This window comes from Bradyrhizobium sp. LA2.1 (genome assembly GCF_040547725.1).
Lineage (GTDB): Bacteria > Pseudomonadota > Alphaproteobacteria > Rhizobiales > Xanthobacteraceae > Bradyrhizobium > Bradyrhizobium barranii.
This window is the reverse complement of sequence record NZ_JBEPQI010000021.1, coordinates 33763-52904: the sequence shown is the minus strand read 5'-3', so window position 1 is coordinate 52904 and position 19142 is coordinate 33763. Positions and strand designations below refer to the sequence as shown.

Here is a 19142-nt window from a genome sequence, read left to right as displayed (position 1 = left end):
CTATTGGCCAATCATAGTTCGAGATTACTGAGCCTGCTTCAAGTAGGCTTCAACCTCGCGCAGGTCGTTCTGCGGAGGAAATGACAGGAGAGCCTGAGACGGACTGCACCACGGATAGGGAAGCGAAGATAGCCAGCGCATCACGCCATCGAGTTCGGCGCCCGATAAGACTTTCATGACTTCAATGGTGATCACCAGCCTCACCACTTTTCCGTGCTCATTGAAATGCCAGTCGTAACGTCCGCATCCAACTCGCAGCGGCTGCCCGCTGGCCTTAGCGGACATCCCCACCAACCAATGGCACTGAAAGCGCGCTCGGTCAGTCTCGGAAGGCTGGGATAGGCAGAAGGTGTAGATGTTCTCGTATTCGACACCAAAACGACGCACCAAAATTTCTTCCACGGCGTTCAAGCCGGAAGCCGTGTTGGGGAATGAAATGGCGTCGGTCTTGACCACCATTTCGAGTGCAATGTCTTCAGAGAACGCCTGCCTCATCAAGAACGGTCGGTTGCCGTCCTTGGCCAAAATGTAGGTTCTTACTGTTTCGGCAGGTGTGGGCATGGTGCCTCAGGCTAGCACACTCGGGCTCCAAACGGGAATGTCCGCTTCTCGCCCATCAGCGAAGTGGCGACACCTTTCATTGAGGCCCGCTTGGTGGGGTAGAGCGGACTGACTTTGCTCACTCTGCGTTCTTCGCATTTTGACCCAATTGAGACATCGGTCGCGTTCCAGCGTACCTAAAATGAAGGGCTACAACCCGCCGATTCAGGCACCGACCAAATTTGACTGGTGATCAACTTCACGACCGCCAAAAAGCGCTCGACCTCGACGTGTCGTTGCATCTCCAGCGGCCCACCGACGAGGTGATCAAACTAAATGAGAGATGCCGTTTGCCGCCGGTTCCAGCCAGCCGATGATCTCTTTGTTGACGTGGTGAATTGCGAGTGCGAGGTGCGTGTCGGTGGACTTAACGCCGCCGAAGCAGATGACTCCGCAATCGTTGAAGCGGTGGGGATTGGTGCTGTCATCCGCCCAGGGAACTGGTTACGCGCCAGTTGTCACGATGCAGTTGATCACAGACGGGTAATCACTTTGCTCCTGCAAGCGAATGAATTCTTTGATTGCGCGATAACACGTCGGCATCGACGCACTTCCACCCATGCTTTGGTTCGCCCAACGATCCAACATGACATGCGTCTTGACAATTTCTGCGTTCGCCGCGCGCAGTATGCCGATGGAAGGCGAAGCCGTTTCAAACAGATACTTGTGGAAGCTGATCACGAAAGTATCGCTTCTCGGTAACCCGTTGCCATACGGAAGAAGGTCCACATCCCGCACAGTCTTTATATTTTTATAGAGCCACTGCGAATCGATCAACGCTTTCCCAATCCCTCTTCCCTCAACGCCAAGCGGAGCAACCCACTCGGGGCCCGGGGCTATGGTGGACCAAAAGATCACGCGATCATCACGGCGGTTCTCCATCGCCTTGAGCATGCAGAGGAATCGTTCCTTCTGTGGATCGTTCGAATGCTCCACCTCGTACTGGAGCTTCTTGAGTTTATCGGGCCAGGGTATGGGTGCAGGTGGGGGCGGAGGCGGCACAGCGGGAAGATAGATTTTGCGCAGCTTCGGGTCAGCCCCGATAAACGCGTAATTGCGCCCCCCGTCACGGCTGTGGCGGCAACCCACGAGCTCTCGCAAATACCAATTCACCTCCTCAGGAACGTGCGTTTGGAAATTGAACTCGATTAACGCCCACGCATCTATGTGCTCGCGCGCCGCAATTTTCCACCAGTCGTCCGTATCTAAGACCGGATATTCGCGCCCGCCTTTGGGCGGCCACAAGCCGCGTTTCTGCACTGGATTAAGAGGAACTTTGATATTGACCATTCAACGCCTCCCGCACAGTCCGAACCGTAGCGCGATACGCACCGGCCACGGTGGCGAAAGAAATGAAGTTTCGCCGGAAACATCGGAATGGCAACACGTCGGCGACGCGCCCGATATGAACTATCTCACATTTGTTCTGGCGCCAGCCGCTCGCGGACAATGTCGCCCCTTGGCTCTTCGCGCCGCGAGAGAACTTCCGAAGCTGGCGCTAGACCGGAAGTCGTCGGCCAAGGTCCAGGCTGGTGCTTCTGACCCAAAGCGGAAAATCAATGCGCTATCACCTTACCTCGTCAGCGCGGGGCGGGAACAATACGGGACTTTTCTCTGGCATGTCTCCTCTTCGATTTGTGGCGCAATCGAACAGCCACCGCGGTGGCAAATCCGTGAGTAGCGCCACCAAGTGACATGCAGCCTGTTCCTTTGAGACGCCCGGCGGGTAGTAGATTGAGGAGTCGCGATCGATTCCGGCATAGAACTGAGCCCGTTTGGCGATGATTTCGCGCGTCTTCTCGTCCGCGAGCTTGAAGCACAAATCTATCAGCCCCCCGTCCGCCGTGCCTCGCGACAAATCGGTTGAGAACGCCTTTTGAACGGCCTCGATGGCCAAGGATCTCTTTTCCTCATCGACCGCTTTCTTCTTACGCTTGATCCACGTCCTCGCGCACCAGGTCGCAATGACTGCGAGCCCAAAAGCAGCCAGCGTAGCCAATACCGAGGCCTCCGGAGCCAGCCAAGCCGACAACGACGCCAAGACCAGGAAAAGCCAAACAGCGATAGACGCAAGGTAAATCGTGCCGACACCTATTCGATGGTCGACTTTCCATGGGATGCCGAAAAGACGAAACTTGAGCGACGCGCGCGGGCGGTTGGCAAATGCTCCATCCGCGAGACCAAGGCTTCGTTCAATGTATGCGGCACGTCTCACGAGTTCATCATACAGCTCGTCATTTCTCGTATTGTACGTCACGAGCCCGATCGTTGCGATCAGGCCAAACAACGAGAACACAAAGCTCCGGCCATCAATGTGGTCGACTTTGAGCGCAATGGCTACGGCGGTCGCGATCGGCAGTAGACCCAGCAACTTGAACCGGATGTCGGTCAGCGTCCGAAAGTTGCTGCAGACCTCGCCGTATTCCGTGGAAAGTGCGTTTCGACGATTTTCGTCCATGGCCTACTCCGCGAAACGTCCAGTTCTTGTCGAACCGAAGTTAGTTGGTGCGCACAGCGCAGTTTAGCACGCGCGCGGGTCTACCCAATGTGGGCTAGTTCACGCTTGCGCTCCGGCATACTGAAATCCGCCCCCCAACGACGTTGGTGAAGTTGGGTTTTCGTCTCTGATCAATGTCTGCTGCTGGCCGATCAGCGAAGTGGCGACACCTTTCATTGAGGTCCGCTTGGTGGGGTGGAGCGGACTGACTTTGCTCGCTCTGCGTTCTTCGCATTTTGACCCAAGTCGGACATCAGCACTCGGGCACCCCGGCCAACCGCATGCCCTCATAGACGCGCTCACGCCTGGCGAGGTAACTCGGATTGTCGCTGTATGGGTTAGCGCGGAAGCGACGAATGGTGAAATTTGGTTGGAGCGTCAATCCGGCGTGCGCTACAGCGCGCGCCTCATCCAGCTGCCCGACAAGCGCTAGGGCCGCAGCGAGAAAAAAATGCGTGAAGGGAAAATTCCGGTTGGCCTCAATGCTGCGCCGCAACCATGCGACCGCATCGGCATCGGCACCGAGCCAGAACTTGGCGAGGCCCATGACCATCATCCACCGGTAAGCAAAGGTGTCGCGAGGTGAGAGGCGGAGCGCGTCATGGATGTGGGCCTCGGTTTCCTCAGCGCGACCAAGATGAAACTTGCCACGACCGATCCAGCCATGAGCGTTAGCCAAATTTCGATCCAGCGCCAACGCCCGCTCGCATTCGGCAATCCCTTGGGCTGCGCGGAATGTGAAAATATACACCACGCCCAGATACATATGAGCCTGCGCGTGCTGTGGAGCCATTGACAGAGCCTTGTTTAGGGCCGTCTCGGCCGCCGCGAGGGACGCGGCTCGGTCTTCGGTAAAGAAGTTAACGCCCATAGAGTAGTCAACTATGGCCGTGCCAACCAGTGCTTCGATACTGCCGGGATCAAGCGCCAAGACGCGTTCGAAGAAGCCACGCGCTTGCGTCAGGTGCTCGAGGGTCACTCCCTTGTTTAAGTGAGCGATGCCCTGGAAATACAAATCCATCGCGTCGGGACGTACAGAGTGTTCTGCCCGTCGGGCCTCAATTTCAACAAGCTGGGCATCCAGCGTGTTGGCTAACCGCGACACAATTTCGTCCTGCATGTCGAACAGATCAGCGATGGGCTTGTCGAAACGCTCGGCCCATAGGTGGCTGCCACTTTCGGCATCGACAAGCTGCACGTTCACCCGAAGCCAGTTCCCACTGCGCTGCACGGAGCCTTCGAGCACGTAGCGGACGTTCAACTCGCGCCCGATCTTCCTGAGGTCGACTGCTTTATCCTTGTACGTGAAGGCGGTGTGTCGGCCGATCACGAATGAACCGGAGATGCGCGACAAATCCGTGGTCAAACTCTCGGTCACGCCATCAACGAAATAGCCTTGCTCGGGATCTCCGCTGAGATTAGCGAACGGCAGCACAACAATGGAAAGGCGATGTGCTGAAGACGACGTCTCTGCAGTCACGCCACCACACGTCGCCGAACCAGCCTGCTCGGCCGGGTTCCCCTGTGTTTCTTCCTGCACGGCCCCAACGAAACGGAAGCCTTTGCGCGGCAGCGTCTTGATCAGAAGCTGCTTCTCACCGGTGTCGCCGATCGCGCCGCGGACGGCATTGAGACGGGTCGTCAATGCAGCATCAGAGACGGAGCGGTTGTCCCAGATGGCGCGGATCAGGTCGTCTTTGCTGACGACGCGCTCCCTGTTGCGGATCAGGTAGTCGAGCAGGTCGAAGACCTGTGGCGCGAGAGGGATCATCTTGGCGCCGCGACACAGCTCACGCCGGTCTGTGTCAAATGTGTAGTTCTCGAAGAGATAGCGCACAGCCGTTCCCCTCGTGGCCTTGCTCGCTGAGGGACGTCAACCACGCATAAGCTATGCCGCCGGTAAGCAAAATGTAAGCCGCTCAACGGTGGTGATTGTCTGCTTCTGGCCCATCGCGACAATTGTGGGAGGCTTGCCGAGGTCCCCTGTCAGAGGCGGAGCCGACTTGATTTGCTCACTGCAAGTATTGCTGCTCGTGACCCGAAGGCGACAAATCCCCATTGCGGCCTGCTCGTGTACAGCTCGCCAATTGTGGGTTAGGTTCCGGCGCTGTCGTATGCCGCACGTAGCTGATCCTCCAGCCGGCCTGGGAGTTGGTCATGCAACCGATGAACGAGGTCCCCTTCGAGACGTCCCTGGCTGAATATGCCGAAGACATGCTCGACGCCTGTACACGATGCGGGAAATGCGTCGAGGCCTGTCCGAGTGTCGAGCCGGCCGGCATCTCGCGGACGACAAAGTCCGAAGACATCATCGGCGGCATTCTCGAGCTGGTCCGTACCGGCAACGGCCCGGAAGCGTCGCGCAAATGGGCGCAGTCTTGCATGCGGAGCGGGGCATGCATCAAGGCGTGCAGCTATGGCGTCAATCCGCGTTTCCTGCTGAGCATGGCGCGGCTTGGCATCGCGAAGTCGGACAATGAGCTTGCCGAACGGCGCCGGCGGGGTGTCGAGAGGTACCGCGACGGCAGTCGTGGCGTGAACATGCTTTCGCGCCTGCAACTCGATGCGGACGTGCTCGAACGACTGGGTCAGAGATCGGCGTCGGTCGCCACGCCCGTTGAGGCGCCGGATTTCGTGTTTTACACCGGCTGCAATGTGCTCAAGACGCCGCACATCGCCTTGCTTGCCCTCGATATCATGGACGCGCTCGGCGTCAGTTACCAGGTGATGGGCGGACCGAGCCATTGTTGCGGCATTCTCCAACTCAAGTCCGGCGACGCAGAGATGGCCGGTCGTATGGGATCGAGTACGATGGAAAAGCTGTCGCATTCGAACTCGGGGCAGGTGATCTCCTGGTGCCCGTCGTGCTACGTCCAGTACACGGAGACCATCCTGCCAACGGTGGAGCGACAGCACGGGTCGCGCCCGTTCGAGATGAACCCGTTCATGCGCTTTCTCGGCGACCGGCTGGCGCAGCTCAAGCCGCACCTTCAGCGCAGGGTCGAAATGCGGGTCGCGCTGCACAGGCATCCCGGCGTGGCCGGCGTCGTGGAAGCCGCCGCTGAGATCTTGACGGCGGTACCCGGTATCGAACTCGTCGATCTGAACCAGCCGGCGGTGGGTTTGCAAAGCGTGGATGTCGGCGCGCTTCCAAAGTACAAGCGCGAATTGCAACTCATGGAGCTTGAGGCGGCGCGCGATGCAGGTGTCGATGCACTGGTCGCAGTCTATCATTCCGATCATCGCGAACTGTGCGCGCACGAGCGCGACTGGCCATTCCGTATCGTAAATATCCTTGAAGTGGTTGGCGAAAGCATGGGCCTGCATCGGCACGATCGCTACAAGGAGCTCAAGATCATGCAGGACGCCGACCAGATCGTCGCCGACTGTAGCGACCTGATCGCAAAGCACTCGCTTGATCCCGACAATGCGCGTGACGTGGTGGTGAAGGTGTTGCTTGGCGACCAGCCGCTTCCCCTGAGGCGTGGCGCGCCCCCGGAGACGCGCGCGGGGGGCGTGGAGCCGTCGTAGCAGCTTGACGTCACCTGTTGGCCCACCGCGCCGGTGAGCCCGGTGCAAACCGGAGGTCGCCGGCTGAGGGGTCAACCGACGCGACTGACCCCCAAGCCGGCTATTCCTCGACTGTTCAATTCTCGTCAGGTGCTCTGCGCGAAAAGCCGACGACGCCCGTCAGGGACATCTCCCGCCCCCCGCACGGCTTCACGACGTCTTCTGCTTCGCCTGCACGTGTCGTGCGAAGTTGTCGAGGATGGCCTGCCAGCCGCCCTGCTGCTGCTCAACCGAGTGTGTCGGTTCGCTATCGAAGACAACGCGGACGACGACGCCCTTCGCCCCGGGCACGAACTCGACTTCGGCCTTGCGATCGCCGAAAGAATATTCGATCAGCTTGTGTTCGACGATCGTCGTGTAAGTCCCGGCGAAGTCAAAGCCCATGCCGCCGTCCTTGGCTTCCATGCGCGACGAGAAGGCCCCACCTTCCCGCAGGTCGACCGTAGCCTTGGTCGTATGCCAGTCGTCGGACGCGGCGTTCCACTCCATGATGTCAGCAGGCGTCGTATAGGCACGCCAGACCTGATCGATGGGGGCTGCCACGGTGGTTTCGACGGTGATCCTCATGAACATAAGCTCCTGGTTCGATTTTCTAGGTGACGGCATCACTGACGTGTGCGGGGTCCATCCAAGGACGATCGAGACTGGTCCATGCCGACAGGGTCGAGCCGTCAAAGCGTTGAAAACACAAAAATGTCAAAACGTCTGTTGGCCACCCACCAGCGGCGGCGAACAAATTGGGGATGAGGGGCACATTTGTTCGATGCGGCCCGTGGCCATTGAACCCGACCCGGGCTCGACGACACTATCTCCCTGCGTCCTAAACCGCCCCGCCCATCCGTGGGCGATACGGGGGAGTGTCTGTCATGCGAAAGCGAAACTGGCGATTGATTGCCGTCGGCTCGGTGCTGCTGGTGCTCGCCGTCCTGTTCTTCCTCTCGATGCGGGACATGACGCCGTGGTCCAATGATCCTGCCGCCCTGATGCGCACGGTCGGAGAGGTCTCGGGCGCTGTCGGCGGCATCAGCCTCGTCATGATCGTCTTCGGTCTGATCGGCAGGAAAGCGCCGGCCTGACAAACGTCGTTCCGGAAGGCCGGACCACGGCGGTATCACGCCTACGCGATGACAGGGAATAGCGGGTCTTCGATGCAAATCTAAATGTCTGAACCGCACATGCAGGGCGGGATGCATTTGGAGACACCTATGATTCCCTCAAAGATGCTGATTGTGGTCACGATCGTATCGACGATGGGCGCAGCTTCGGCGCAACCTTTCCACCCGTCGCTGCCCGGAAAGGAAACGACCACCAGGCCGTGGACGGCCCCGGTCGGTCACCGCCAGCCCCACGCCTCCGACGTGCCCTCGGCAAGTTCGGGATCGCTGGATTTCCTCAACCAAGAGGATGCCAACGTCGATCGCAAGATCTCCGGCGTCTGCCGGGGCTGCTGATCGATCCTGCGCCAAGGCCTGATGGAATGAGACTCGACTGCCGCCCCAACGGACGGCAGTCAGTGTCCGACCTTTCGGAATTGGACCAGGCTGAACGAGCCGACACCGCTGATGCCGACGAAGGCGAAGCCGGCCAGGACGCCAAGCCTGCGGTACTCGGCTTCCGTCCGCTCGCGGCCGCCAGGTCCCCGCAGCATATTGAGGTCGCTCATGGCGCAGGAGCGGTCCTGGGTCTCGGTCGTCGCAGGCTCCGGCATGATCCGTTCGATCACGATCAACGTTCCGCTGGCCGGGAGCGCGTCCCGGCAGTTGCGTAGAATGACCTCGCAACGATCGTCTCTCCAATTGTGCAGGATGCTCTTCATCAGGATCGTGTCGGCGCCGCCGAGGACCTTCTCGAAGAAACTGCCGGCGACGAACCGGCAGCGATTGGCGATGCCAAGCCGGTCAAAATGCGCCCGCGCTCCCGCCTCGCAGCGCGCGAGATCGAAGGCGATGCCCTCAAGATACGGGTTGTGCTGGAGCACGCCGCCGATCAATTCGCCGGTGCCGCCGCCGAGATCCATGACAACGCGCGCGGTCGTGAAGTCGTGGGCCGCAACGATCCTTGGAACGATGCTCCGCGTCAGACTGACCATCGCGGCGTTGAAGCGGCGGGTGAATTCCGGCGCATTGCTCGTCGCGGCATAGCGATCGTCGCCATCGCCGCGCAGCTCGCCCGCGCTCTTGCCGGAGCGAACCGAATCGACCAGTCCGATCCAGGATTGCGCGAGCATCTCGCCCTCGAAGAGAACCCAGTCCTTGAAGGAGGGATCGGCGGTCTCGTCGAGCTGCCGGCCGATCTCGGTCATGGCAAATCGGTCCCGGCCTGCCTGCCTGCACAGGCCAAGTGTCGTCAGGCCAACGAGCAATCGGCGCAGCGCACTTTCATCGGCGGACACCAGCCGGGCGAGCTCGGCCACCGATTTCGCCTCATCGCCGATGGCCTCGGCGAGATTGAGCTTCGCCGCCGCATAGATCACCGCGGTGATGCGATGCGACTGCACGAGATCATGCACGGATGCCGGCCCGCTCATGTGTTGCCTCCTGTCAATGCCGGTTCAATCGGTCGGGACGAACCCCGTTGCCTGCACGATCGCCTTCCACCGGTCGGATTCGGATGCGATCAGCCGGGCGAAGTCTTCCATGGCGATCGCGTCGGGCTCGACGGCCAGCTTTGCCATGCCGGCCTTGACCTCGTCGATGCGCAAGGCCGCCTGGATCGCGGTGTTGAGCTTATCGACGATCGGCGCCGGCGTCTTGGCCGGAACGAAGAACGCAAACCATGTGAGGTCCTCGAGCGACGGATATCCGGCCTCCCGCATCGTCGGTACCGCCGGAACAAACAGGCTGCGGCGCGGTCCGGTGGTCGCCAGCGCGCGAAGATCGCCGGACTGGACGAGTCCGAGCGAGCTGCCGATCGGCATGACGGTCGCGGAAATCACGCCCTTGACCAGATCCTGAATCGCGCCACCGCCCTGATAGGGCACGTGAAGAAAATCGAAGCCGGCGGTGCGGCCCAGCATCGCACCGAGAAAATGCAGCGAGGTTCCGGCGCCCGGCGAACCAAAGGTGGCGTGCTTCGGATTGGCGCGGCACCAGGCCACGAAGTCCGCCAGCGTCTTGACGTCGGCCGGTACGCTGGGACCGACCGTCAGCAATGTCGGGGTCGAGGCGACGGTCGACACCGGCGTGAAATCCCGCGGATGGTATCTCAGCGTCTTGTAGACGTGCGGAAAGAACATCATGAAGCCGAGCGGCGCGAACAGCATGACCGATCCGTCGGCGTCGGCGCTCTTCACCGCCTCCACCGCGATGCGACCTGCCGCGCCGGGACGGGTCTCAACCACAATGGTTTCCGCATAGCCGCTCATCTGGCCGGCCACGAGCCGCGCCAACCCATCCTGCAGCCCGGGCGTGAAGCCCGTCAGGATATGCACGGTTTTCGCGATCGGCTGTGCGAGCGCCCGCGGTGAAATATGCGTAGCGGCGAACGCGGCGGCGGCCGCCGACAACACATCACGACGCGTGATCATCACCCGTTTCCCTGATCGAGCCCAGACCAAATGAGATCGCCGCATGCTACCTGGCCATCGCTGCGGCCTCGGGAGCCACGGATGAACCGGGCCGCACGAACACGAAACGGGATATCGCAGATATCTGCGCGTCCTCTCGGCCATCCTGGCCGATCAGGATGAGGCCTGCTCCGCCATTCGCCACCGTCAGGACGACCGCTTCACCCGCCCACGTCCCGATAGGCTCCATCCCGATGGTGAGAAACTCACCGATCGGCTGGTCCAAATACTGGAGTCGCAGCTGGGGCGCGATTTCGGCGGGCGCCAGAGCAAGACCGAGCTGTTGTGCACGCGCATAGATTTCCCGCAACGAAGCCTCGCCTTGAAAGCCGAGCTCGGCAACCGACACGGCGACAAGCTCAACCTCCGCCTTCTTGCGACTTAGGGTAGAGGCCGGTCGAGCGAGTATCTCATCGGCCGCGTTTCCGACGCCGCAGCTGCTTTCGTGGATCGAGCTTTGGCTGACAACCCTAACTTCGCGCAAGCCTGGGCCACCAGTGCCTGGCTGAGAGTTTGGAGGGGAGAGCCGGATCTCGCTCTCGAGCACTCCGCACATGCCGTGAGACTTAGCCCGCTCGATCCGCCCATGTACTACGACGCGCAGGGAGCCATGGCATATGCGCATTTTCTGGCGGGCCGCTATGACGCGGCAGTATCATGCGCCGAGACCGCATTGCGTGGTCAGACGAGTTTCCTGCTCGTGACCTGCATTGCCGCAGCCAGCAACGCATTCGCCGGGCGGCGTGAACGAGCGCAACGATCCCTCCTGCGAGCCCTTGAATGCAATCCAGATCTTCGTGCCAATCTCGAGAATCTGGCACCGTTTCGCCGGGCAGATGACTTCGCGATCTTCGAGAAGGGTCTCTGCGAAGCGGGCCTTCCGGAAAAGCACGACGTTGGCCCCCCCTGACGGGGTGGACCAATGTTCGCGGCTTACATTTTCGCTAGCGAAGGCCTATTCTCCATGGATTATTGCTCCCGCGCCCTCGGAGAATAGAGGGCAGGCTTGGAGAATGGTGCCATGCGCTATTTCTTCGAGGACTGTGCGTTGGACACCGAGCGGCGCGAATTGCGGCGCGGGCTCGATCTGGTGCCCACGACACCCCAGGTTCTCGATCTGCTCGAACATCTGATCCGCAGCAGGGATCGCGTCGTCAGCAAGGACGATCTCGTCAACGCGATTTGGAATGGCCGGATCGTATCCGATGCGGCGCTCACGACCCGGCTGAACGCCGTCCGGCGCGCGATCGGTGACTCCGGTCAGCAACAACGTCTTATAAAGACATTTCCACGCAAGGGCTTTCGTTTCGTGGGCGCCGTGCACGATGAGGATCGGCAACCAGGAACCACGGCAGCAGTTACGGTCCCGGTTACCTCTTCAAACGCTGTTGGCGAACGGCGATCCGCAGGCTGGCTGGAGGACCTCAGAGGCCGTCTGAAGCTCGTCGGCAGCGTGCTGGCGTCGGTCGCTGCCATCGGCGCAATTGCCGGTGGCGTTGCCGGATACTGGAATGCCTGGAAGACGGTCCGTACCGACGCACAACGGGAAGCTCAAAATATCCAGGTACGGCCGACAGTCAGGCCCGAGATCGCGCCTCGCCTCTCTCTCGTCGTGTTGCCCTTCGCCAGCCTCAACGACGGTCCGGCGCAGGACTCCTTTGCCGACTCGATCTCGACAGGCTTGACCACCGATCTCGCGCGAACGCCCGCCACTCTCGTTGTTGGACGCGACACCGCCTTGACCTACAAGAAGAAGGTGATCGATTTGCAGCAGCTCGGGACGGATCTCCGCGTCCGCTGGGCCGTGCGGGGCGCGGTGAGACGCAACGGAGACCAGGTGCGGGTCAACGTATCTCTGACCGACCTTCAGACCGCCCGTGACATCTGGTCGGATCGGTTCGACGGCGACCTCGCAAACCTGGCCGTCTTGCAGGATACCATCGCAGCGCGGCTTCTCTGCGTCGCACACTTGCACCTCCGTCAATATGAAGAAGCCCTTCAACAGTGCAGTCGCTCCCTCAATATGACCGGCACGGATTTTGAGGCCTATATGAGCCTGATCTCGGCTTACGGGTGGCCGGGGCAAATGGAACGGGCACGCGGGGGCAGCGAAACTGCGGCACAAGACATATCCTAAGTCGACGTTACGGCGGCCCATCGCGCGCGCCGATGCTCAAGGCAGCTGCAAGGTAACGCGCTCTGTACCCGCGCATTGCGCGTAACCTTGCCCTCCGCCGACAGATGGGCCACCATCCCCGCGCGCACCATCAACAAGAGCAAAAGCGCAGAGGAAACGCATGAGCAAGCCGTCAGGGTTCGACTATGGCTGGGTCGTGGTCGCCGCGGGAGCGCTGATGACCTGTGTCGGCTTCGGCACGATGCTGTCGCTTGCGGTCTTCCTGCAGCCGATCTCCGAAGCGATGGGCTGGTCGCGCGCGGGCGTGTCGGCGGCGGCGACGCTGGATTTCCTCTGCATGGGCGTTGCCGCGTTCTTCTGGGGCACACTGTCGGACCGGTTCGGCACCCGCATCGTGGTGCTCGCCGGAAGCCTGCTGCTCGGCCTCGGTCTCGTGACTGCGAGCCAGGCAACCAGCCTGTGGCAATTCCAGCTGTTCTTCGGTGTGCTGATCGGCGTCGCTGCCGGCAGCTTCTACGCGCCGATGATGGCGCTCGCGAGCGCCTGGATCGAAAAGAACCGCAGCCTCGCGGTGGCGCTGGTCTCCGCCGGCATGGGCGTGTCGCCGGTGACGATCGCGCCGACCGCAAGCTGGCTGATCACGGCCTATGACTGGCGCACCGCGATGCTGGTGATCGGCTGTGCGGCGTGGGCGCTGCTGATCCCGGCCTGCTTCCTGGTGCGGCCGGCGCCGCAGGCGGCTGGCCCGGCAAGCACCGACGCCGCACCGGAGATCGAGCTGACCGCAGCACAAGCGCTGCGCACGCCGCAATTCATCGCGCTCGCAGCCGCGCATTTCGCCTGCTGCGCGGCGCATTCCGGTCCGATCTTTCACATGGTGTCCTATGCGATGGTGTGCGGCATCGCCCCGCTCACGGCGGTGACGGTCTACGGCGTCGCCGGCGTCTCCGGGCTCGGCGGACGCCTGCTGCTCGGCGCGGCAGCCGATCGCATCGGCGCCAAGCCCGTGCTGGTCGGCGGCCTGTTCGTGCAGGCGATGTGCATCGCGACCTATCTTGCGGTGGCGCAGCTCGGCGAATTCTACGCGCTCTCGGTCGTGTTCGGCCTCGCCTATGGCGGGGTGATGCCGCTCTATGCGGTGCTGGTCCGCGAGTACTTCGGCGCGCGCATCATGGGCACCGTGTTCGGCGCGGTGTCGGCCTTTGCCAGCCTCGGCATGGCGCTCGGTCCGTGGGCCGGCGGGCTCGTGTTCGACAATTTCCAGCGCTACACATGGCTGCACGCCGGCTCCTTCGCGATCGGGCTTGCCGCCGTAGCAGTGGCGCTGAGCTTTCCGACAAGACGCAAGCAATCGCTCGACCTTGGCCGCGCCGCGGCCTGACGAGGTGACGCATGAACAGGCCGCAAACCTTGAATGGCTCCGCCTTTCTCCGTTACAACGTTGCACAATAGCCGCCCTGGACACCTCCGATGACCAACGCTGCCAATTGCCTGAACCTGCTCGGAGACGGCGACGACGCCGACATGCTTCGAGCTATCGAGGACGCATTTGGAGTCAAGATTTCCGCTCCGGAAGCGCTCCGCTGTGAAACGGTCGGGCAGCTCTTCGACATCATCTCGTCCAAGCTTAGTATTTCCGACGCGCGGCACCTCCGTTGCCCCACTGCTCTAGCATTCTTTCGCCTGCGGGCTGCGCTGCGCCGTTTGGGCTATTTGGAACGCATGACGCATGAAACCGACCTGCGAACCATTTTTCGCGCGCACGGCGCCAGGCGCCTACATATCAGCCTCTCAAGAGAGGCGAATCTCAGGCTTCCCGGCCTTGACCTCCACTCAGTGACCGTTGCTGTTTTCGCGCTCATCACGGCATGTGGCGTTGCATTGTCTCTCTGCTCCGACTCCTGGCTCCCGTTCCTTGGATCCGCGGTCCTTGCTGTCATTCTTGGCTCTGTGCTGCCAAGGACGATTCCGCAACGAACCGCCAGCCTTGGTGATTTTGCCGCCGAGTGTGCCGCTTGGAACTACGGCAGACTGTCTGAACAAGCCGGAGGGGCCAGACGTCGCGATGTCTGGAAAGCTGTTACGACGATCGTTCGCGACGGCAGCGGGACCGGCTTCATGGGTGAGATAAATTACGAGACCCGCTTCTTCGGCAAACGAAGTACCTAATCACCCGATCGCGAAGTCAGCCGCCGTCTCCGCATGGATCGCCGTCGTGTCGAACGTCTCGACCGATGTGTCGTCCGCACCGACCAGCATCGTAATCTCGGTGCAGCCGAGGATGATGCATTCGGCGCCCGCGGCGACGAGTGCGGCCATCACCTCCTGATAGCGGCGGCGCGAGGGAGCGGTGACGTTGCCGAGGCACAGCTCGTCGTAGATGATGCGGTTCACGTCAGCCCGCGCTTCCGCCGGCGGAGCGAGGACGTCGAGGCCGTGGGCGCGTAGCCGGTCGATGTAGAAATCTTCCTCCATCGTGAATTTCGTGCCGAGAAGTCCGACTCGCCGGTATCCCCTTGACCGGATGCGTTCCGCCGTTGCGTCGCCGATGTGAATGAAAGGAATGGTCAGCTTCGCAACGATGTCGGGCGCCAGCTTGTGCATCGTGTTTGTGCACAGCACGATCGCGCGCGCACCGCCGCTTTCGAGCCGCCGCGCGACTTCGGCGAGGCTGGCCGCGGCCTCATCCCAGCGGCCGGCATATTGCATCTCCTTGATCTCCTGGAAGTCGTAGGAATACATCAGCAGGGGGGCGGAATGCAGCTTACCGACGCGATCGCGGACGCGCTCGTTGATGAGCTTGTAGTAGAGTGCGGTGCTCTCCCAGCTCATGCCGCCGATCAGGCCAATCGTCTGCATTCCGGCATCTCCACAAATTGCGCGGGCGGATCGTAGACGAAGACGCCGACGCCCGCCATCGCGATGCAGGACGAATGGCTCGAACAGCTTTACCCCTGGATGAATGCCCGAATCCCGTAGCCCGGATGGAGCGAAGCGCAATCCGGGTTCGTCGCCGCGGACGCGAAGGCCCCGGATTTCGCTACGCTCCATCCGGGCTACGAGGACTTGCGGGACCGGGATGCGGATCGCGCCCGCATGCGATCTTGATCCTCTCCGCCAAATGGCCCACCATCGCCTCTCTGACCGCTCACGACAGAATGGGCGAGGAAACGCGCATGGACGCAACTCCCGGAGTTGACCTCGTCGAACGTGCTCGCGCCATCGCGCCGCTCATCGCGCGCGAGGCGGATGAGATCGAGCGCACCCGTCGACTGACGCCGGCTGTCGTCGGCGCCCTGATCGAGAACGGGCTCTATCGTGCGCTACTTCCGGAAAGCCTGGGCGGTGCGGAAGCCCCCATCGAAACCTTCATGCAGATGCAGGAGGAGATCGCGAAGGCGGATGCCTCGACGGCCTGGTGTCTCGGCCAATGCAGCGTCTGCGCGATGATCGCAGCTTCGCTCGGCCACGACATTGCAAATGAGATCTTCAACACACCGCCCGGCATCCTTGCCTGGGGCGCGATCGCGCATGAGGCGCGTGCGGTCGAGGGCGGCTATCGCGTCACGGCGCGCTGGGATTTTGCCTCGGGCTCGCGGCAGGCGAGCTGGCTGGGGGCGCATGTCCGCATCGTCGGAGCCGACGGGACGCCGCGGAAAAATGCCGACGGCTCGCCAGAGGTTCGCACCATCCTGTTTCCGGTTGCGAGCGCGGTGCTGCATGACGTCTGGCAGGCGATCGGGCTCGCCGGCACGGGCACGGATTCCTATGAGGTGAGCGACCTCTTCATCCCCGAGCGCTTCACCGCGTTCCGCGACGCGCCGTCCGCACTGCGCGAGACGGGTCCGCTCTACAGGATCGGCACCGGCTCGACCTTCAGCCTCGGCTTTGCCGCGGTGTCGCTGGGCGTCGCGCGCGCGACGCTGGATGCCGCTATCACTCTGGCGCGAGGAAAGCACCAGTCGCTCGCGGCCAGCGCCATGCGCGACAACCAGGCGGTCCAGGGCCTGATCGGCCGCACCGAGGGCGATCTGCGCGCCGCGCGCGCCTATCTCTATGCGACGGCGAATGCGATGTGGCGCGACCTCTGCGCGACCGGCCAATTCAGCCCGGCGCATCGCAGCGCCGTTCGCCTCGCCGCGACCTGGACCATCCATCAATCGGCCAAGGTGGTCGACGCCGCCTATCACATGGCCGGCGCGACTGCGGTGTTCCGCAGCAATCCGTTCGAGCGGCGCTTTCGCGACATGCACGCGATCGCGCAGCAGATCCAGGCGCGGGATACGCATTACGAGGATGTGGGCAAGGCGATTTTGGCGGAGGGACGCTGAACTACAGCCGCAATGACGCTGCGCTCCCTCGCCCCGTTCTTCGCGGGGCCGCGACGAGCTTCGCTCGCGCTGAGAGGGTTGGGGTGAGGGGCATCTCTCCACACGGGCGGTCGTTGAAGGACCTGTACCCCCTCACCCGGAATCCGCGCTACGCGCGCATTCCGACCTCTCCCCGCAAGCGGGGCGAGGTAAGGGGCAGCCCGCCTTACGCCACCATCGCAGCCTTCTCGTCACCATCGATGCCGCGCTGGGCGGCGAGCAGGCTGATGATCTCGGCGTTGGGCCGGGCCTTGCTGAACAGAAAGCCCTGGCCCTCGTCGCAACCCTCGGCCCGCAGGCAGCTCAGCTCGGCTTCGGTCTCGACGCCCTCTGCGGTGATGGTGACGCCGAGGCCTTTGCCGAGGCTGACGATGGAGCGGATGATCGCCTGTGCCTCGCGGTTGGCGCCGAGATCGCGCACGAAGGACTGGTCGATCTTGATCTTGTCGAACGGGAAGCTGCGCAAATAGCTGAGGCTGGAATAGCCGGTGCCGAAATCATCCATCGAGATGCGGACGCCGAGCGCGCGCAGCGCATGCAGCGTCGCCAGCACCTGCGCGCTCTTTTCGAGCAGCAGCGTCTCGGTGATCTCGAGCTCCAGCCGCCGCGCCGGCAGGCCGGAATGTTTCAGCGCGTCCGTCACCACCGAGAGCAGATTGCCGCTGCGGAACTGGAGCGGCGACAGGTTGACGGCAACGCGGACATCGTCCGGCCATGTCGCTGCGTCCAGGCACGCCCGGCGCAGCATCAGGCCGCCGAGCGGATTGATCAGCCCGGTTTCTCCCGCGACCGGAATGAACTCGGCCGGCGAAACCATGCCGCGCTCGGCATGCGGCCAGCGCACCAGCGCCTCGAAGCCGGTGATGCGGCCGCTCTGGAGGTCGATCAGCGGCTGGTAATAAGGGCGCAGCACGTCGTTCTGGATCGCGTCGCGCAGCTCGACCTCGATCTTGCGGCGGCTCTGCGCCTTGGCGTCGAGCGCGGCCTCGAAGAACGCAAAGGTGCCGCGGGCATCGGCCTTGGCGCGCGACAGTGCCATGTCGGCGCTCTTGAGCAGTTTTTCGGAATCATCGCCGTCGCCGGGCGCCATCGCGATGCCGATGGAGGCGCCGATCACCACGGAATGGCCGTCGAGCAGATAGGGATCGGCGATGGCTTCCAGCAGGCGCTTGGCCAGCATCACCGCATCCTCGGGACGCGTCAGCCCGCTCTGCACGATCGCGAACTCGTCGGAATTGAGCCGCGCCAGCGCGTCCTCCTCGCGCAAGGTCGAGCGCAGCCGCTTGGCGACGCCGCGCAGCAGCTTGTCGCCGACCGCGTGTCCCAGCGTGTCGTTGACCGCCTTGAAATTGTCCAGCCCCAGCATCAGCAGCGCGACCTTGTCGGAGCTGCGCCGCATATGCAGCAGCATCTCGTCCACCTGCTGGCGCAGCAGATTACGGTTCGGCAGGCCGGTCAACCCGTCATGCTGGGCCATGAAGGCGAGCCGCGCCTCGGCGCGCTTGCGTTCGGTGATGTCCATCAGCGCGAGCAGCACCGCGGGCCGATCGGCATAGGTCAATTCGCGCGAATAGATCGCAAGGTCGATCAGCGCGCCGTTGGCCTTGACGTGCTTCCAGGTGCGTGCGGCCTGCTCCTCGCTGGAGCGATCGGTGGTCCAGGGCGGCTCGCTGTCGAAAGCTTGCAACGAGCGGATCTTCAGCTTCTCGAACTCGGCACGGCTATAGCCGTAATGGGAAATCGCGGCATCGTTGACGCCGAGGATGCGTTCGTCGTCGAGCGCACAGACGATCATGGGGACGGGATTGCCGTCGAACAGCAGGCGGAACGAGGCCTCGCGCTGCTTCAGCTCGGTGATGTCGACGCGCAGGCCGACCACGCCGCCGTCGTCGGTCAGCCGCTCGTCGATCAGGATGACGCGGCCGTCCGCGAGCATCTGCTCGTGGCGCGCGCCGGGCTGATAGAGTTTCTGCAGCCGCTCGGCGATCCACTCGTCCTCGTGGCCGGCAGCCTCGGGATAGTCGCCACGCGCGACGCCGATGCGCAGCGTGTCCTCGAGGCGCGCGCCTTCCTCGAACAGATCGGCGGTCTTGCTGTAGATCTCGGCGTATTTCCTGTTCCAGAGCACGTAACGGCCTTCGGCATCGAGAAACACGATGCCTTGCGGCAGGATGTCGATGGCCTGGCGCAGGCGCTCATGGGATTTGCGGGCCTCGGCAATCGCCGCCTCCGCCTCGGCGCGGCGGCGCAGGAGTTCGTCGCGTTCGGAAACGGGTTGAGGCGCGCGCGCGAAGCGCGGCTTGCGCGGCTGTCGGCGAGCCCGGGCGAGCACGCCTCCCTTTCGCTTTGCTGTTTTTCGAGACCCCAAACTCAACTCTATGCGTCCCAGTCGCGCCCAGTGGC

Annotated in this window: 17 protein-coding genes and 1 pseudogene; 8 read left to right on the top strand and 10 right to left on the bottom strand. The window is 62.5% G+C overall.

Annotated features, from left to right (window positions below; genetic code table 11):
* Window positions 1-24: 24 nt before the first annotated feature.
* The 4 genes from ABIB95_RS32795 to ABIB95_RS32780 form a co-directional block, all read right to left on the bottom strand.
* Window positions 25-561, bottom strand: a complete 537-nt coding sequence (locus tag ABIB95_RS32795; RefSeq protein WP_354245607.1) for a hypothetical protein — start codon at window positions 559-561, stop codon at window positions 25-27.
* Between the two features lie 483 nt (window positions 562-1044).
* A complete protein-coding gene (locus ABIB95_RS32790; RefSeq protein WP_155795503.1) occupies window positions 1045-1890 on the bottom strand; it encodes a hypothetical protein in 846 nt (281 codons plus the stop codon).
* 277 nt (window positions 1891-2167) lie between these two features.
* Window positions 2168-3058, bottom strand: coding sequence for a hypothetical protein (locus tag ABIB95_RS32785; RefSeq protein WP_354245604.1), 891 nt, complete (start codon window positions 3056-3058; stop codon window positions 2168-2170).
* Window positions 3059-3350: 292 nt separating this feature from the next.
* Window positions 3351-4934: a winged helix-turn-helix domain-containing protein gene (locus ABIB95_RS32780; protein WP_354245601.1), complete on the bottom strand. Its 1584-nt coding sequence runs from the start codon at window positions 4932-4934 to the stop codon at window positions 3351-3353.
* A gap of 320 nt (window positions 4935-5254) precedes the next feature.
* Between ABIB95_RS32780 and ABIB95_RS32775 the strand changes: the two genes are divergently transcribed.
* A complete protein-coding gene (locus tag ABIB95_RS32775; protein ID WP_354245599.1) occupies window positions 5255-6628 on the top strand; it encodes a 4Fe-4S dicluster domain-containing protein in 1374 nt (457 codons plus the stop codon).
* A 189-nt stretch (window positions 6629-6817) separates the two neighbouring features.
* Here the strand turns inward: ABIB95_RS32775 and ABIB95_RS32770 are convergent, their stop codons facing one another.
* Window positions 6818-7234: an SRPBCC family protein gene (locus ABIB95_RS32770; protein ID WP_354245596.1), complete on the bottom strand. Its 417-nt coding sequence runs from the start codon at window positions 7232-7234 to the stop codon at window positions 6818-6820.
* A gap of 299 nt (window positions 7235-7533) precedes the next feature.
* On the opposite strand from ABIB95_RS32770, the gene ABIB95_RS32765 reads away from it, so the two are divergent.
* Window positions 7534-7743: a hypothetical protein gene (locus tag ABIB95_RS32765; RefSeq protein WP_014498566.1), complete on the top strand. Its 210-nt coding sequence runs from the start codon at window positions 7534-7536 to the stop codon at window positions 7741-7743.
* Window positions 7744-7827: 84 nt separating this feature from the next.
* Entirely contained in the window at window positions 7828-8118 is a 291-nt protein-coding gene (locus tag ABIB95_RS32760) for a hypothetical protein (RefSeq protein ID WP_354245593.1), read from the top strand.
* Window positions 8119-8177: 59 nt separating this feature from the next.
* Here ABIB95_RS32760 and ABIB95_RS32755 read toward each other — a convergent pair whose 3' ends face one another.
* From ABIB95_RS32755 to ABIB95_RS32745, 3 genes and pseudogenes are all read right to left on the bottom strand, one after another.
* On the bottom strand, window positions 8178-9194 hold the full coding sequence (locus ABIB95_RS32755) for a methyltransferase (protein ID WP_354245591.1): 1017 nt from the start codon (window positions 9192-9194) through the stop codon (window positions 8178-8180).
* 24 nt (window positions 9195-9218) lie between these two features.
* Entirely contained in the window at window positions 9219-10193 is a 975-nt protein-coding gene (locus ABIB95_RS32750) for a Bug family tripartite tricarboxylate transporter substrate binding protein (protein ID WP_354245588.1), read from the bottom strand.
* A gap of 46 nt (window positions 10194-10239) precedes the next feature.
* Window positions 10240-10671 (bottom strand): annotated as a pseudogene (locus ABIB95_RS32745) (DUF1127 domain-containing protein); the annotation flags it as partial.
* A gap of 147 nt (window positions 10672-10818) precedes the next feature.
* Between ABIB95_RS32745 and ABIB95_RS32740 the strand changes: the two are divergent.
* The 4 genes from ABIB95_RS32740 (at window position 10819) to ABIB95_RS32725 (ending at window position 14538) form a co-directional block, all read left to right on the top strand.
* On the top strand, window positions 10819-11142 hold the full coding sequence (locus ABIB95_RS32740) for a hypothetical protein (RefSeq protein WP_354245585.1): 324 nt from the start codon (window positions 10819-10821) through the stop codon (window positions 11140-11142).
* A gap of 111 nt (window positions 11143-11253) precedes the next feature.
* Complete coding sequence (locus ABIB95_RS32735) at window positions 11254-12369, top strand: winged helix-turn-helix domain-containing protein (RefSeq protein ID WP_354245582.1); 1116 nt, start codon at window positions 11254-11256, stop codon at window positions 12367-12369.
* Window positions 12370-12529: 160 nt separating this feature from the next.
* Entirely contained in the window at window positions 12530-13750 is a 1221-nt protein-coding gene (locus tag ABIB95_RS32730; protein WP_354245580.1) for an MFS transporter, read from the top strand.
* 89 nt (window positions 13751-13839) lie between these two features.
* On the top strand, window positions 13840-14538 hold the full coding sequence (locus tag ABIB95_RS32725; RefSeq protein WP_354245578.1) for an acyl carrier protein: 699 nt from the start codon (window positions 13840-13842) through the stop codon (window positions 14536-14538).
* Here the strand turns inward: ABIB95_RS32725 and ABIB95_RS32720 are convergent, their stop codons facing one another.
* A complete protein-coding gene (locus tag ABIB95_RS32720) occupies window positions 14539-15228 on the bottom strand; it encodes an aspartate/glutamate racemase family protein (RefSeq protein ID WP_354245576.1) in 690 nt (229 codons plus the stop codon). It abuts the gene before it with no gap.
* Window positions 15229-15545: 317 nt separating this feature from the next.
* Here ABIB95_RS32720 and ABIB95_RS32715 point away from each other — a divergent pair, with 317 nt between their 5' ends.
* A complete protein-coding gene (locus ABIB95_RS32715; protein ID WP_354245573.1) occupies window positions 15546-16700 on the top strand; it encodes an acyl-CoA dehydrogenase family protein in 1155 nt (384 codons plus the stop codon).
* A 205-nt stretch (window positions 16701-16905) separates the two neighbouring features.
* Here the strand turns inward: ABIB95_RS32715 and ABIB95_RS32710 are convergent, their stop codons facing one another.
* Window positions 16906-19071 (bottom strand): putative bifunctional diguanylate cyclase/phosphodiesterase, encoded by a 2166-nt coding sequence (locus ABIB95_RS32710; protein WP_354245571.1) that lies wholly within the window; start codon window positions 19069-19071, stop codon window positions 16906-16908.
* Window positions 19072-19142 lie beyond the last annotated feature (71 nt).

What these genes read in the sequence shown, in the direction of transcription:
- ABIB95_RS32795 (WP_354245607.1), bottom strand. Translation starts at nt 561, where the DNA reads ATGCCCACACCTGCCGAAACAGTAAGAACCTACATTTTGGCCAAGGAC.
- ABIB95_RS32790 (WP_155795503.1), bottom strand. Translation starts at nt 1,890, where the DNA reads ATGGTCAATATCAAAGTTCCTCTTAATCCAGTGCAGAAACGCGGCTTG.
- ABIB95_RS32785 (WP_354245604.1), bottom strand. Translation starts at nt 3,058, where the DNA reads ATGGACGAAAATCGTCGAAACGCACTTTCCACGGAATACGGCGAGGTC.
- ABIB95_RS32775 (WP_354245599.1), top strand. Translation starts at nt 5,255, where the DNA reads ATGCAACCGATGAACGAGGTCCCCTTCGAGACGTCCCTGGCTGAATAT.
- ABIB95_RS32770 (WP_354245596.1), bottom strand. Translation starts at nt 7,234, where the DNA reads ATGAGGATCACCGTCGAAACCACCGTGGCAGCCCCCATCGATCAGGTC.
- ABIB95_RS32765 (WP_014498566.1), top strand. Translation starts at nt 7,534, where the DNA reads ATGCGAAAGCGAAACTGGCGATTGATTGCCGTCGGCTCGGTGCTGCTG.
- ABIB95_RS32760 (WP_354245593.1), top strand. Translation starts at nt 7,828, where the DNA reads ATGTCTGAACCGCACATGCAGGGCGGGATGCATTTGGAGACACCTATG.
- ABIB95_RS32755 (WP_354245591.1), bottom strand. Translation starts at nt 9,194, where the DNA reads ATGAGCGGGCCGGCATCCGTGCATGATCTCGTGCAGTCGCATCGCATC.
- ABIB95_RS32750 (WP_354245588.1), bottom strand. Translation starts at nt 10,193, where the DNA reads ATGATCACGCGTCGTGATGTGTTGTCGGCGGCCGCCGCCGCGTTCGCC.
- ABIB95_RS32740 (WP_354245585.1), top strand. Translation starts at nt 10,819, where the DNA reads ATGTACTACGACGCGCAGGGAGCCATGGCATATGCGCATTTTCTGGCG.
- ABIB95_RS32735 (WP_354245582.1), top strand. Translation starts at nt 11,254, where the DNA reads ATGCGCTATTTCTTCGAGGACTGTGCGTTGGACACCGAGCGGCGCGAA.
- ABIB95_RS32730 (WP_354245580.1), top strand. Translation starts at nt 12,530, where the DNA reads ATGAGCAAGCCGTCAGGGTTCGACTATGGCTGGGTCGTGGTCGCCGCG.
- ABIB95_RS32725 (WP_354245578.1), top strand. Translation starts at nt 13,840, where the DNA reads ATGACCAACGCTGCCAATTGCCTGAACCTGCTCGGAGACGGCGACGAC.
- ABIB95_RS32720 (WP_354245576.1), bottom strand. Translation starts at nt 15,228, where the DNA reads ATGCAGACGATTGGCCTGATCGGCGGCATGAGCTGGGAGAGCACCGCA.
- ABIB95_RS32715 (WP_354245573.1), top strand. Translation starts at nt 15,546, where the DNA reads ATGGACGCAACTCCCGGAGTTGACCTCGTCGAACGTGCTCGCGCCATC.